Source organism: Nocardiopsis lucentensis DSM 44048, assembly GCF_000341125.1.
Taxonomy (GTDB): Bacteria; Actinomycetota; Actinomycetes; order Streptosporangiales; family Streptosporangiaceae; genus Nocardiopsis; species Nocardiopsis lucentensis.
Window position 1 is genome coordinate 1 of record NZ_ANBC01000550.1, and the last position, 13,665, is coordinate 13,665.

Sequence of the window (13,665 nt, forward strand, 5' to 3'; positions counted from 1 at the left end):
CAGCACCGGGAAGCGCCACTCCAGCACCTCGGGGTCGGTCATGCGGGAGTTGGTCATGTGTGTCTGGACCACGGAGGTTCCATCGAACCCCTGTCCGGCCCCCGAACCGGAGGAGACGGTCTCGTAGTACTGGTGCCGGTCGTCGCCGAAGGTCACGTTGTTCATCGTCCCCGACCCCTCGGCCTGAACCCCCAACGCCTGGTACAGCGCCCCGGTGATCGCCTGGGAGGTCTCCACGTTGCCCGCGACGACCGCGGCGGGGTGGGCCGGGGAGAGCATCGTGCCCGGTGGGATGATGATCCGCAGCGGGACGAGGCAGCCGTCGTTGAGCGGGATGTCGGCGGCGACCAGGGTGCGGAACACGTACAGCACGGCCGCGGCGGCCACCGACGAGGGAGCGTTGAAGTTGGTGTCGAGCTGGGACGAGGTGCCGGTGAAGTCGACGGTCGCCGACCGCTGCTCACGGTTCACCTCGATCCGCACCGCGACCACCGCGCCCGAGTCCATCTCGTAGCGGGCCGAACCGTCGCTCAGGGAGTCGATCACGGTCCGGATGGCCTGCTCGGCGTTGGAGCGCACGTGCCCCATGTAGGCCTGGACGACGTCCCGGCCGAAGTGGTCGATCATCCGACCGACCTCCTCCACCCCCTTGGCGTTGGCCGCGATCTGGGCCCGTAGGTCGGCCAGGTTCACCTCCGGGGCGCGGGAGGGGTAGGGGGCTTCGGTGAGCAGGCGGCGCGTCTCCTCCTCCCGGAAGCGGCCCTCACGCACGAGCAGCCAATTGTCGAAGAGCACGCCCTCTTCGTCCACGTGCCGACTGGTCGCGGGCATCGAGCCCGGGGTGATCCCGCCGATCTCGGCGTGGTGCCCGCGCGAGGCCACGAAGAAGAGGGGACGGTCACGGCCAGCACCGAACACCGGGGTCACCACCGTCACGTCGGGCAGGTGCGTGCCCCCGTGGTAGGGGTCGTTGACCGCGTACACGTCGCCCGGCCGCATGTCTCCGGTGTTGCGTCGGACGACCTCCCGGATCGTGGACCCCATCGACCCCAGGTGTACCGGCATGTGCGGGGCGTTGGCCACCAGGTACCCGTCCGGGTCGAACAGGGCGCAGGAGAAGTCGAGCCGTTCCTTGATGTTGACCGACTGCGCGGTGGCCTCCAGCCGGGCGCCCATCTGCTCGGCGATCGACATGAAGAGGTTGTTGAACACCTCCAGCAGCACGGGGTCGACCTCCGTTCCGACCGGGCCCTTCGCGCGCGCGGCCACCCGCTCCAGGACCAGGTGGCCGGTGCTCCGGGCCATGGCCCGCCACCCCGGATCGACGACGGTGGTGGCGTTGGCCTCGGTGACCACGGCGGGGCCGGTCACCCGGGTGCCCGGACGCAGCCTGTCGCGTCGGTACAGGGGCACGTCGCGCCAGGCCCCGGCGGTGTACACGCGCACGGTCTCGTCGGGTGCGGCGCCGGAGTCCGCGCCGTGGGGTTCGGCGTCCGAGGCGGCCAGGTCCGACAGGTCGGGCTGGGCGGTGGCTCCCACCGCCTCCACGGCCACGGCCTCGGCCACCAGCGGCCGGTCCATCGTGAAGGAGTAGATCCTCCGGTGGTTCCTCGCGAACTCGCGCGCCATCTCCTCGACCCCGGTCAAGGGGATTGGGACGGCGGTGTCGGTGCCCTCGTAACGCAGGTGCACCTGGCGTGACACCCGGATCCGGGAGTGCGGCACCCCCTCGTCGAGCAGTTCGGCGCGGGTCCGGGCCGTCAGGTCGTCGGCGACCTCCTCCAGCCGGTCCGACAGTTCGGGAGCCAGCCGTGACTCCACCGACTGCTGCCGCATCGCCGTGGTGTCGGCCAGCCCGATGCCCAAGGCGGAGAGCACCCCGGCCATCGGCGGGACGAGCACCGTGCGCACGCCCAGCGCGTCGGCGACCGCGCACGCGTGCTGCCCGCCCGCGCCGCCGAACGTGGTCAGGGCGTACTCGGTGACGTCGTGGCCCTTGCGCACGGAGATCCGCTTGACGGCGTTGGCCATGTTCTCCACGGCGACGCGGAGGAACCCCTCGGCGACCTCCTCGACGGGGCGGTCGTCGCCCGTCTCCCCCCGGATGTCCGCCGCGAGGTCGGCGAAGGCCCGGCGCACTCCGTCGACGTCGATCGGCTGGTCACCGTGGGGGCCGAACACCGTCGGGAAGTGGTGCGGTTGGATCCGCCCGAGCAAGGCGTTGGCGTCGGTCACGGTCAGGGGTCCACCGCGGCGGTAGCAGCGGGGGCCGGGGTCCGCCCCCGCCGAGTCGGGGCCGACCNCCGCGACCGTGTGGATGTCCAGCATCGGCGCGCGCAGCCGTACCCCCGCCACCCGGCTGTGGAAGACGCGCTCCAGCTCGCCCGTGTCATGGGAGACGTCGGTGGAGGTGCCGCCCATGTCGAAGCCGATGACCCGGTCGTAACCCGCCAACCGCGACAGTCGGGCCATGCCGACGATGCCGCCCGCCGGGCCGGACAGGATCGCGTCCTTGCCTCGGAAGTGTCCGGCCTCGGCCAGCCCTCCGTTGGACTGCATGAACATCAGCCGCACGCCGCTGAGCCGTCCGGCGACGCCGCGCACGTACCGGCGCAGCACCGGTGACAGGTAGGCGTCCACGACCGTCGTGTCACCGCGCGGGACCAGCTTCATCAGTGGGCTGACCTCGCTGGACAGCGACACCTGGCCGAACCCCAGCCGTCGTGCGAGCGCGCCGATCCGCCGTTCGTGCTCCGGGTACAGGTGGCTGTGCATGCATACGACGGCCACCGCCCCGACCCCCGCGTCGCGGACGGCCGCCAGTTCCTCGGCCAGCCCTTCCAGGTCGGGTGCGCGCAGCACCTCGCGCTGGGCGGTGACCCGTTCGTCCACCTCCACGACCCGTTCGTGGAGTCGGTCGGGCAACACGATGTGGCGGTCGAAGATGTGTGGCCGGTCCTGGTAGCCGATGCGCAGCGCGTCGGCGAAGCCGCGCGTGATCACCAGGGCGGTCCGTTCCCCGGTGCGTTCCAGCAGGGCGTTGGTCGCCACGGTGGTGCCCATCCGGATCGCGTCGATCCCGGGCACGGCCGCCCCCTCCCGCGCGAGTAGGGCGTGGATCCCCGCCACGGCGGCGTCGTCGTAGCGGCGCGGGTCCTCGGACAGCAGCTTGTGCGTGAGCAGGCGCCCGTCCGGGCGCCGGGCGACGATGTCGGTGAACGTGCCGCCCCGGTCCACCCAGAACTGCCACCCCTCGCCCAGGTCGGCTCCGCTCATGTCGCCTCCTCGATCCACGCTGCCGGCGGCGCGTCGAGCGCCCCCGAACCATCATGACCCGGAAGGGGCGTTCCGTGACAGGGCGATCACGCGGCTGTGGACGACCGGGTGCGGGGGCACCCGTGCGGAACGGAGAGGGGACGCGCGGTCGGCGGGATCCGTCGGTGGTGTCCTCCACGATGACCGGACACCACCGCAACGGGAGGCGGACATGGGTACCTGGGGTCACGGTCCCTTCGACAACGACACGGCGATGGACTTCTGGGGTGAGGTCGTCGACGCGGCGGCGGAGGCCCGCGGAGGCGCGGTCCGGGACGCTCCCGTGGCCGCGGCCGGTGCTTTCGGCGGCCTCGAAGCGCACGTCGCCGAACAGGCCGTGGCGGCGGCCGCGCTCGTCGTGGGCCTGCGTCCGAGCGGTGTTCCCGACCACGAGCGCGAGGGGATCTCGCCCGACCTCACCGACCTGCGCGGCCTCGCCGACAGAGCCCTCGACAGGGTCACGGCCGCGCGGTCCGAGCTCCAGGACCTGTGGGCCGAGTCGGACGGCGCCGCCTGGCGCGCCGAGGTCGCCCGGCTCCGGGAGGCGCTCGGGCCGGTGCCGGACGGGGCGGATCAGGGATGATGAGGCGTCACAGCACCTTCTCGAAGCAGAGGGAGGAGGCGCAGTCGGCGTAGGCGCCGAACCGGGGGATGGCCGCGTACCCCGAACGCGTGTAGAAGCGGACGGCGTCGGGCTGCCGGTCGCCCGTCTCCAGCCTCAGGCGCTTCCAGCCCCGCTCTCGAGCCCAGTCCTCCAGCGCGGCCAGGACCACCGCCGCCGCACCTGAGCCGCGCCGCTCGGGGACGACGTACATGCGCTTGACCTCGCCGGAGTCATCGCCCAGGTCACGCAGGCCGCCGCAACCCACGGCGGTTCCGTCTCCGTCGTGGGCCACGACGAACACCGCGATGTCGTCCGCGGACGGGGGAGTGCCGGGTTCGGAGTCGGGGGTGCCGTAGCGCGCGGCGATCTCCGTGCGTTGGAGGCCGCGCAGGCGGACGGCGGCGGGGTCGGTCCAAGGGACCACGTCGGTGCGCATGGGCCGTACGCTAGCGGGGCCTTGTTACGCCCGCGTGTCCCGGTCCGGACCCCGACCGGCTCCGCTCGCCGTGGACGAGCGCGGTCGGTGTCGCTCAGCCTCCGCTGAGGGCCAGGAAGCGGTCCACCGCGACGACCGCCTGCGCACGGATCTCCTCCTCGGAGGGAGGGTGCTCGCCCAGCAGCACCCGGATCTGGAGGTCGCGGACCACCAGACCGTAGAGGAGTCGGAAGGCCTCCTCCGGTTCGTCGACGCGCAGCACGCCCTCGCCCGCGAGCCGGTCGAGGAACGCCGCGACCAGGGGGCCGGTGGTGTGGCGGCCGTGGCGCAACAGGAGCCCGGCCAGTTCCGGCGAGGTCATGGCCGCCCGGTTGAGCGCCACCGAGACGTCGCCGACGAGCAGCGTCAGGAGGTTGCGGGCGACCGCGGTGAGGGCTGTGCGGGGGTCGGACGACCGGTCGATCGCCGTCGCGACCGCGGCGTTCACCTGCTCGGCCTGCCGTTCGATCAGTGCGGCGAGCAACCCCTGGCGGCTGCCGAACCAGGCGTACAGGCTCTCCTTGGACGAGCCCGCCCGGGTCGCCACCGCCTGCATCGTGATACCCGCGGCGCCGCGTTCGAGGAGTTCGGCGAGTGCGGCGTCCAACGCGGCCCGGCGTCGTGCCGCCTGCTCTCCCGCGCGGGGACGGCCTCGACGGGAACGTCCGCCTGACGTCATGAGCACCTCCGGGTGTTCCAATAAAACGAACTTGTGAGTACGATTAAAAACGAACTTACGCGTTCGATTTTAATCGCAGCCGGAGGCCACATGACGAAGCTCTCCCTCCCGCCGTCTTCCGCGGGCTCACCGGCCACGGCCGTCCTGCACGCCAGAGGATGGGCGTTGGCGACGGCCGCGCTCGCCATGGGGCTCATCGCGGGTTTCTTCTACGCCTACGCCTGCTCGGTCATGATCGGTCTGGCCCGCGTCGACGACCGCACGTTCATCGATGCCATGCAGTGGATCAACGCCACGGTGCGCAACCGGTGGTTCGCCCCCAGCTTCTTCGGGGCGCTCGTGTTGTCCGCCCTCGCCGTCGTCCTGCACCTGTCGCGTGGCGGACGGCGGGTACTGCCGTGGACTGCCGCCGCCCTGGTGCTGTACGCCACGGCCTTCGGCGTGACCATGGGAGTGAACGTGCCCCTCAACGAGGACCTGGCCGCGGTCGGCGACCCCGAGCTCCTCAGCGACCCCGCCGCGGTCCGCGCCCTCTTCGAGGACCGCTGGGTGGCGTGGAACACCGTCCGTGCCGTCGCTTCGACCGCCGCACTCATGTGCCTGCTCCGGGCCCTGGTACTGCATGGCGGGGCGTCCCGTGCCCCGGCCCCGGAGCCCCACCGGTCGGTCTAGGGCGTGGACCGGGCGGCGGGGTCGGTGAGGGCCTCGCGCACCGCGCGGAACTTGGACTCGGTCTCGGCGAGCTCGGCGGCGGGGTCCGAACCGGCGACGATCCCGCACCCGGCGAACAGGCGGGCGCGGCGGCCCTCCACACGGGCCGAGCGCAACGCGATGCCCCACTCGGCGTTGCCGGCCCCGTCCAACCAGCCGACGGGGCCGGCGTAGCCGCCCCGGTCCATCCCCTCGACCTCGGCGATCAGGCGCATCGCCGCCGCCGTGGGGGTGCCGCCGACGGCGGCGGTGGGGTGGAGCGCGGCGACCGCGTCCAGCGCCGACACCCCCGGGGCGAGGCGGGCGTGCGCGCGGGTGGCCAGGTGCTGGACGTTGGCGAGGGCGAGCAGCGCGGGGGAGGAGGGGACGGAGAGCTCCCGTGCGAGGGGTTCCAGAGCGATGCGCAGGGAGTCCACGGCCAGGGCGTGCTCCTCCAGGTCCTTGGCCGAGGCCCGGAGTTCCTCGGCGAGGCGGCGGTCCTCGACGGCGTCGCGTCCGCGCGGTCGGGTGCCGGCCAGCACCAGGGAGGAGAGCCGGTCGCCCTCCCGGCGCAGCAGGAGCTCGGGGGTGGCGCCGACCATGCCGTCGACGGAGAAGGTGAAGCAGCTCGGGTAGCGCAGGCGCAGACGTTCCAGGAGGGTGCGCACATCGATGGGGGACTCCGCCTCGGCGACGATGTCGCGTGCCAGGACCGCCTTGTCGAGCGGCCCGGAGCGAATGCGGTCGACGGTGTCGGCGACGGTGTCCGTCCACTCCCGTCCGGTCAGGGAGCCGGGGCCCCAGGAGAGGGGGCCGACCGGACGCGGGTCGAAGGCGGGGGAGGACGGGACGTCGGGCCGGGCGTTTGGTGCGTCGGTCACGGTGGTCACCCACGCGCGCCCGTTCCGTCTGCCGATGAGGACCCGGGGCACCACGAGCGCGGAGCCGCCGGAGGTGGGCGCGAAGGTGAACGTGCCGAAGGTGACCAACCCCGTGCCGGGCAGACCGACGGCGTCCTCCACGTCGGCGTTGGCGACGAGGCCGGCGAACCAGCGCGCGGCCCGGGTGAAGCGGCCGGTGTCGGTGGGTTCGGTGCCGTGGGAGGAGCCCTCGATGTCCAGGCGCGCGGCCGATCCCCAGCCCACGATGCCGTCCTCCGCGCTCAGCCAGGCCAGGGGGGCCTCGGTGGGCAGACGGTGGACCAGGCTTTCGGCACCGGCTTCCAGGGGCGCGGTGCGGACGAACAGTTTCGTGGGGCTCAGGGCGGCGTTCACGGGGATCGAGTCTAGGACGTCGTGTGAAGGCCCGTGCCGTGCTCCTTCCCAGGGCAGGGACCCGGGGCCGCCCGGGTTCGGGGAGGAGCGGACCCCCTCTAGCCTGACGGGTCGTGTCATTGTCCACGGCTTGGTGGAATCGTGTCCGAACCTTGACGATCTCCTCTACCCTGTTCTGCGGTGCGCCGTGAGGAAAGCGGTGCGCGAACAGGCTTGAGGAGTGTGGGCATGGGGGCACGGGCAGTGGCGGCTCCGCGTTGGTCGGCGGCGGTCGTGGCGGCCGCCGTCCTGCTGTCGGGGTGCTCGGCGTCCGGGGACACCGTCGACGGGACGGGTCAGGCCGGGGCCGTCCCGCCCTCCGGGCCCTCGCCGTCGGACGCGGCATCCTCCGCCGCGCCAGCCGGTCCCGACACGACCGCGTCCGGGGCGGAGCCGCCGTCCGCGCCGGCGTCCGCCACGCCCGTCGAGTGCTCGTTCGACGACCGCGAACGCCGGATGCGCGGCGCCTGGCTCACCACCGTGCGCAACATCGACTGGCCCTCCGAACCAGGCCTGTCCGCCGACGAACAGCGCGAGGAACTGGACGCCTACCTCGACGACGCCGCGGCCCTGGGGCTCAACGCCGTGTTCCTGCACGTGCGGCCCACCGCGGACGCGGTCTATGAGTCCGACCTGGAGCCGTGGGCGCGTTACCTCACCGGCGAGCAGGGTGGCGATCCCGGCTACGACCCGCTGGAACACGCGGTGGCGGAGGCCCACGAGCGGGGCCTGGAGCTGCACGCCTGGTTCAACCCCTACCGTGTGGGGTTCATCGACCCGGATCTGGAGAACCTGGCCGAGGGCCACCCGGCCGAGGAGAACCCGGAATGGGTGGTCGAGCACGGCGACGAGGCCTACCTCGACCCCGGTGACCCCGAGGTCCGCGCCTGGGTCACCGGCGTCGTGCTGGACGTGGTGGAGCGCTACGACATCGACGGCGTGCACTTCGACGATTACTTCTACCCCTACCCGAAGGAGGGCGAGGTCTTCGACGACGACGCCACATGGGAGGAGTACGGCGGCGACTTCGACGACCGCGCCGACTGGCGCCGTGACAACGTCGACCGGCTCGTCGCCGACGTCCACGAGGGCATCGACGACCTCAAGCCCTGGGTGAGCTTCGGCATCTCCCCGTTCGGGATCTGGCGCAACAGCGACAGCGACCCCACCGGGTCGGACACGTCGGGCCTGGAATCCTACTCGGCCCAGTACGCCGACACCCGCACCTGGATCCAGGAGGGCACGATCGACTACGTCGCTCCGCAGCTGTACTGGAGCCGCGGGTTCGCCACCGCCGACTACGAGACCCTGGCCCAGTGGTGGGCGGACGAAGTCGAGGGCACCGGAGTGGACCTGTACGTCGGACAGGCCGCCTACCGGGTGGGTGACCAGGACTGGCGTGACGAGGACGCGCTGAGCGCCCAGCTCGACTTCTCCGGCCGGCTGCCGCAGGTCGGCGGGGACGTCTACTTCTCCATCAGGAGTCTGAGGGAGAACGCCGCCGAGGCCTACGCGAACCTGGCCGAGACCCACTACGCCCACCCCGCCCTTCCGCCGGGCACGGCTGCTGAGGGACAGGGCCCGCTGACCGGTCGGGTCGGGGGAGTCACCGCCCGGGCCGACGGCGACCGGGTCGACGTGGAGTGGGAACCGGTGGAGGACGCCCGGTTCTACGCCGTGTACAGGGTGGGTTCCGAGGGCTCTCCGGAGGCCGGGGACCCCGAGGAGTGCCTGTCCCTGTCGCCCGACGACCTCGTGGGCGTCACCGGCGGGACCGGGCTGACCGACCCGGCGCCGCTGGAGGACGGTGCCGGGTACGCGGTCACCGCCCTGGACGTCTTCCGGACGGAGGGACCGGTCAGCGAGGCCGCCGACGTGCGCGGATAGATGGGCCGATGCCGCGGCCGAACGGGCGGGCCCGGGGGAGAGGTCAACCGGTGGCCAGGTTCCTGGCCGTGACCCTCTCCCCGCGGACACCGTCGGGCGGCGGGTCGCCGGGTTCTCCCGTGTCCGCGCAACCGTGCCGTCCGTCGGACGTGGCCGCCCTGCCGCTGTCCGGCGTCACGGACAGGCGTAACGCCTGGGGCGACTCGGTGAGCGCCGCCGACCGCAGCCCCGCCAGAGGGGCCAGCCGTCCGGTTCCAGGGCACGCTGTTCGGGCACGGTCCAGACCCTGCCAGTCCGCCGGGGCGGCGAGTCGGTTCCGACCGAGAGGGCGGGGAACGCGTCGAACACATGGCGCGGGCACGGGGCTGGACGGCGCGCCGCGTGCTGGGGTGAGGCGCCGCCTCGCGCGGATCACACGACCGTCGTCCCCAGGGGCGTGAGGTCGTCGACGTCGTAGGCCAGTCGGCAGTCGACGCGTACCACTCCCTCGACGGTGCGTACCGCGTGCGCGAGCCGGGGGATGTCGGTGCGGCGCGGGACGGTCCCGGAGAGGCTCACCACCCCGTCGCGCACCGACGTGTCGACCTCGGTCAGGCCGAGCCGGTCACGGACGACCTCGCGGTCCACCAGTTGTCGCAGCTCGTCGTCGGGCGTTCCGTACACGCCCAGCAGGTCCGCGCGGCTGACCAGGCCCACCAGACGCCCGTCGTCGTCCACGACGGGCAGCCGTTTGACGCCGTGTCTGCGCATCAGCTCGGCCGCCTCGTGGGGCGAGGCGTCGGCCGTGGTGGTCCGCGCCGGAGAGGTCATGAAGTCACGTGCGGTCGAGCCGCCGCTCTTGAGCCGTTCGAGCCGCTCCCGCCAGGGCTCGGCCGTGTAGCCCTCGTCCGGGTCCGGGTCGGCGAGCTTGAGCAGGAGGTCGGCCGTCGAGACGACACCGCGGACCCGGTCCCGGTCGTCCACGACGGGCAGCGCGCTCACGTGGTGGGAGCGCATGAAGGCGGCGAGCTCCTTGTACCCGGTGTCCCCCCGCGTGCGCAGGACGTCCGCGGTCATCAGATCGCCGACGGTCGTGGCAGTGGTCATGGCGTCCTCCGCTCCGGGAAACCGTCATCAGCGCACACTGGTCGCATACCCGCCAGCCGTGGTTCCCTATCTCCCCCAGTGCCGGGTTGGGTGAGTTTTGCGCAGTTCAGGAAGGGTATGGACGGTTCTCGCAGGAGCGCGATCCCGGGAGCGCGGATGACCGTCACGCTCGATCCACGGCTCTACGACGCGGTGCTCTTCGACCTTGACGGGGTGGTCACCGACACCGCTTCGGTCCACGCTGCGGCCTGGAGGCGCCTGTTCGACGGCTACCTCGCCGACCGCGCGCCGCGCGAGGGCGAGGACCACTCCCCGTTCTCCGCCGACGACTACCTCCGGTACGTGGACGGCAGACCGCGTGACGACGGCGTGGCCGCCTTCCTGGAGTCCCGGGGTATCCGCCTGCCGCGCGGGCGAACCGACGACGGCGACGCCGCCGAGACGGTCCGGGGCCTCGCCGGCCGCAAGAACCGCTACTTCCGCGCGCGCCTGGCCGAGGACGGGGTCACCGTGTTCGACTCGACGGTCGCGCTCGTGCGGCGGTTGCGGCGCGCGGGTTCGGCCGTCGCGGTGTTCTCCGCCAGCCGGAACTGCGACCAGGTGCTCGAAGCGGCCGGTCTGGGCGACCTCTTCCCGGTGCGCGTCGACGGGGTGGTGGCCGGCGAACTCGGGCTGCCGGGCAAACCCGATCCGGCGATGCTCCTCGAGGCGGCCCGCCGACTGGGGACCGGCCCGGACCGCTGCGCCGTGGTCGAGGACGCCGAGGCCGGGGTGGAGGCGGGGCGGCGGGGCGGCTTCGCCCTCGTCGTGGGTGTCGACCGCACGGGGAACCCCGACCGGCTCCGCCGCCACGGCGCCGATGTCGTCGTCACCGACCTGTCGGAGGTGGAGGTCGTCCGGGGCGCCCGGTGAGAGCGTCCTCGAGGCCGCGCGGCCCGCCGGAGCCGGTGCGCGCCGCGAGGGTGGGAGTAAGGAGCGTGCGGTATGGATCGGCGGGACACCGTGAGATGGCTGGAGCATCTCTCGCTGGGGGACACCGGCCTGGTCGGCGGTAAGAACGCCTCCCTCGGGGAGATGATCGCCCACCTGACCGAACGGGGCGTCCGGGTGCCGGGAGGGTTCGCCACCACCGCGCAGGCGTACTGGGACTTCCTCGACGGCAACGACCTGCGCCCGCGCGTGCGCGACCGGATCGCCGCGCTGCACCGGGGAGCCGATCTGGCCGAGGTGGGCGGATCCATCCGCCGCATGTTCACCGACGCCGAACTCCCCCCGCACACCGCGCGCGCGGTCGTGCACGCCTACCGGGTGCTCGCCGAGCGCCTGGGCCGACAGGACCCGGACGTGGCGGTACGCAGCAGCGCCACGGCAGAGGACCTGCCCCAGGCCAGCTTCGCCGGACAACAGGAGACCTTCCTCAACGTCACCGGGGAGCGGGCGCTGCTGGAGGCCTGCAGGCGCTGCTACGCGTCCCTGTTCACCGACCGTGCGATCAGCTACCGCGAACACCAAGGATTCGACCACCTCACCGTCGCGCTCTCGGTCGGGGTACAGCAGATGGTCCGCTCCGACCTGGCCGGGGCCGGGGTGATGTTCTCCGTCGACACCGAGAGCGGTTTCCCCCGGATCGTGCTCGTCAACGCCGCCTGGGGGTTGGGCGAGTCCGTCGTGGCGGGCACGGTGGACCCCGACGAGTACCTGGTCTTCACACCCCTTTTGGCGGACACCGCGCTGGAACCGGTCATCTCCAAGGCGATCGGCGGCAAGGAGACCAAGGTCGTCTACGGCGCCTCCCGCGACGAACCGACTCGCACCGTGCCGACCGGCCAGGACGAGCGGGCCCGCCCCGTCCTCGACGAGCAGGAGGTCCTGCGACTGGCCCGGTGGGCGAAGACGATCGAGGACCACTACGGCCGGGCGGTGGACGTGGAGTGGGCCAAGGACGGCCGCAGCGGCGAGCTCTACGTCGTGCAGGCCCGCCCCGAGACGGTCCAGACCCGCAAAGAGGCCTCGACGCTGTACTCCTACCGGCTGCGCGAGCCCGGAGAACGGCTGGTCACCGGCCTGGCCGTGGGCGAGGCCGTCGCCGCGGGGAAGGTGTGCCGGCTGCGCGGCGTGGACGAGATCGACCGGTTCACCGACGGCGCCGTGCTCGTCACCGGCACCACCGACCCGGACTGGGAGCCGGTCATGAAACGCGCGGCGGCCATCGTCACCGACCACGGCGGCCGCACCTCGCACGCGGCCATCGTGAGCCGTGAACTGGGTGTGACCGCGGTCGTGGGAACGGGTGAGGCCACGCGCACCCTGACCGACGGGCAGCGGGTCACGGTCTCGTGCGCCGAGGGAGAGGAGGGCCGTGTCTACCGGGGGATCCTCGACTACGACGAGCGCGAACTCGACCTCGGCCGGGTCCCCGAGACCGGGACCGACGTGATGCTGAACCTGGCCGACCCGGCCGCGGCCCTTCGCTGGTGGCGGCTGCCCGCCGACGGCGTCGGCCTGGTCCGGATGGAGTTCGTCATCGCCAACCACATCAGGATCCATCCGATGGCCCTGGCCAGGTTCGACCGTCTCACCGACCAGGACGCCCGGCGGCGCGTCGCCGAACTGACCCGCGGCCACGACGACAGGACCGAGTTCTTCGTCCAGCGCCTGGCCCAGGGCATCGCCCGCATCGCCGCCGTGTGGTGGCCCCGGCCGGTCACCGTGCGGATGAGCGACTTCAAGACCAACGAGTACGCCCGCCTCCTCGGCGGCGCCGAGTTCGAACCGGTCGAGGAGAACCCGATGCTGGGGTGGCGCGGGGCCAGCCGCTACCACAGCGACGGCTACCGGGACGGTTTCGCCCTGGAGTGCCGCGCGATCCGCCGGGTGCGCGAGCGGATGGGGCTGACCAACACGGTCGTGATGATCCCCTTCTGCCGCACCCCCGCCGAGGCCGACCTCGTCCTGGACACCCTGGCCGACCACGGTCTGCGCCGGGGGAGCGACGGGCTCCAGGTGTACGTGATGGCCGAGCTGCCCGCCAACGTCTGGCGCGCCGAGGAGTTCGCGGAGCGCTTCGACGGGTTCTCCATCGGCAGCAACGACCTCACCCAGCTCACGCTCGGCGTCGACCGGGACTCCGAACGGCTCGCCGCACTGTTCGACGAGCGTGACCCGGCCGTCACGCGAAGTATCGAGACCGTGATCGAGGCGGCGCACGCCAGGGGAAGGAAGGTGGGACTGTGCGGGCAGCGGCCCAGCGACGATCCGGACTTCGCCCGCCTGCTGGTGCGCGCGGGGATCGACTCCGTCTCCGTCGCCCCGGACAGCTTCCTGGCGGTGAAGGACAACGTCGCCGCCGCCGAGCGTGAGGGGGAGAACCGGTGAACAGCGAGTGGACCTGGTGCTACGAGGGCTACGACCCGCGGGAGGAGGGCCGCAGGGAGGCGCTGTGCACGGTCGGAAACGGCTACCTCGCCACACGGGGCGCCGCGCCGGAGTCGACGGCCGACGGCACGCACTACCCCGGCACCTACGCGGCCGGTGTCTACAACCGCCTCCGGTCGGAGGTCGGCGGGACCGCCGTCGAGAACGAGAGCCTGGTGAACCTGCCGAACTGGCTGGCGGG

10 protein-coding genes and 1 pseudogene are annotated in these 13,665 nt (G+C 72.5%); 6 read left to right on the forward strand and 5 right to left on the reverse strand.

All coding sequences use genetic code 11. The features are described from left to right. The coding region (locus D471_RS0119050) for a hydantoinase B/oxoprolinase family protein (RefSeq protein WP_017600082.1) at nucleotides 1–3,276 on the reverse strand (3,276 nt) is incomplete at its 3' end. Between the two features lie 211 nt (nucleotides 3,277–3,487). On the opposite strand from D471_RS0119050, the gene D471_RS0119055 reads away from it, so the two are divergent. Further along, nucleotides 3,488–3,898 (forward strand): DUF4259 domain-containing protein, encoded by a 411-nt coding sequence (locus D471_RS0119055; protein ID WP_017600083.1) that lies wholly within the window; start codon nucleotides 3,488–3,490, stop codon nucleotides 3,896–3,898. Between the two features lie 7 nt (nucleotides 3,899–3,905). Here D471_RS0119055 and D471_RS0119060 read toward each other — a convergent pair whose 3' ends face one another. Beyond that, the gene (locus D471_RS0119060) at nucleotides 3,906–4,355 is read right to left on the reverse strand and encodes a GNAT family N-acetyltransferase (protein WP_017600084.1); all 450 of its coding nucleotides are present in this window, start codon (nucleotides 4,353–4,355) and stop codon (nucleotides 3,906–3,908) included. A 94-nt stretch (nucleotides 4,356–4,449) separates the two neighbouring features. Beyond that, complete coding sequence (locus D471_RS0119065; protein WP_083924259.1) at nucleotides 4,450–5,073, reverse strand: TetR/AcrR family transcriptional regulator C-terminal domain-containing protein; 624 nt, start codon at nucleotides 5,071–5,073, stop codon at nucleotides 4,450–4,452. A 90-nt stretch (nucleotides 5,074–5,163) separates the two neighbouring features. Between D471_RS0119065 and D471_RS35150 the strand changes: the two genes are divergently transcribed. After that, nucleotides 5,164–5,745: an anthrone oxygenase family protein gene (locus tag D471_RS35150; RefSeq protein WP_083924260.1), complete on the forward strand. Its 582-nt coding sequence runs from the start codon at nucleotides 5,164–5,166 to the stop codon at nucleotides 5,743–5,745. Here the strand turns inward: D471_RS35150 and D471_RS0119075 are convergent. Further along, complete coding sequence (locus D471_RS0119075; protein WP_017600087.1) at nucleotides 5,742–7,037, reverse strand: isochorismate synthase; 1,296 nt, start codon at nucleotides 7,035–7,037, stop codon at nucleotides 5,742–5,744. The two genes, D471_RS35150 and D471_RS0119075, sit on opposite strands and share 4 nt — an antisense overlap. A gap of 228 nt (nucleotides 7,038–7,265) precedes the next feature. On the opposite strand from D471_RS0119075, the gene D471_RS0119080 reads away from it, so the two are divergent. Then, the gene (locus D471_RS0119080) at nucleotides 7,266–8,963 is read left to right on the forward strand and encodes a glycoside hydrolase family 10 protein (protein WP_040690340.1); all 1,698 of its coding nucleotides are present in this window, start codon (nucleotides 7,266–7,268) and stop codon (nucleotides 8,961–8,963) included. 411 nt (nucleotides 8,964–9,374) lie between these two features. On the opposite strand, the gene D471_RS0119085 is transcribed toward D471_RS0119080, so the two are convergent. Beyond that, nucleotides 9,375–10,049, reverse strand: coding sequence for a CBS domain-containing protein (locus D471_RS0119085; RefSeq protein WP_017600089.1), 675 nt, complete (start codon nucleotides 10,047–10,049; stop codon nucleotides 9,375–9,377). Nucleotides 10,050–10,205: 156 nt separating this feature from the next. Here D471_RS0119085 and D471_RS0119090 point away from each other — a divergent pair, with 156 nt between their 5' ends. The 3 genes and pseudogenes from D471_RS0119090 to D471_RS0119100 form a co-directional block, all read left to right on the forward strand. Next, nucleotides 10,206–10,961, forward strand: coding sequence for an HAD family hydrolase (locus D471_RS0119090; RefSeq protein WP_017600090.1), 756 nt, complete (start codon nucleotides 10,206–10,208; stop codon nucleotides 10,959–10,961). 72 nt (nucleotides 10,962–11,033) lie between these two features. Continuing rightward, nucleotides 11,034–13,424, forward strand: a complete 2,391-nt coding sequence (gene ppsA, locus D471_RS0119095) for a phosphoenolpyruvate synthase (RefSeq protein WP_017600091.1) — start codon at nucleotides 11,034–11,036, stop codon at nucleotides 13,422–13,424. Then, nucleotides 13,421–13,665 (forward strand): annotated as a pseudogene (locus D471_RS0119100) (glycoside hydrolase family 65 protein); the annotation flags it as partial. The gene ppsA and the pseudogene D471_RS0119100, both read left to right, overlap by 4 nt.

Excerpts from the sequence above, each read along its gene's own strand:
- D471_RS0119055 (WP_017600083.1), top strand. The coding sequence starts at position 3,488 with ATGGGTACCTGGGGTCACGGTCCCTTCGACAACGACACGGCGATGGAC.
- D471_RS0119060 (WP_017600084.1), bottom strand. The coding sequence starts at position 4,355 with ATGCGCACCGACGTGGTCCCTTGGACCGACCCCGCCGCCGTCCGCCTG.
- D471_RS0119085 (WP_017600089.1), bottom strand. The coding sequence starts at position 10,049 with ATGACCACTGCCACGACCGTCGGCGATCTGATGACCGCGGACGTCCTG.
- D471_RS0119065 (WP_083924259.1), bottom strand. The coding sequence starts at position 5,073 with ATGACGTCAGGCGGACGTTCCCGTCGAGGCCGTCCCCGCGCGGGAGAG.
- D471_RS0119090 (WP_017600090.1), top strand. The coding sequence starts at position 10,206 with ATGACCGTCACGCTCGATCCACGGCTCTACGACGCGGTGCTCTTCGAC.
- D471_RS35150 (WP_083924260.1), top strand. The coding sequence starts at position 5,164 with ATGACGAAGCTCTCCCTCCCGCCGTCTTCCGCGGGCTCACCGGCCACG.
- D471_RS0119080 (WP_040690340.1), top strand. The coding sequence starts at position 7,266 with ATGGGGGCACGGGCAGTGGCGGCTCCGCGTTGGTCGGCGGCGGTCGTG.
- ppsA (WP_017600091.1), top strand. The coding sequence starts at position 11,034 with ATGGATCGGCGGGACACCGTGAGATGGCTGGAGCATCTCTCGCTGGGG.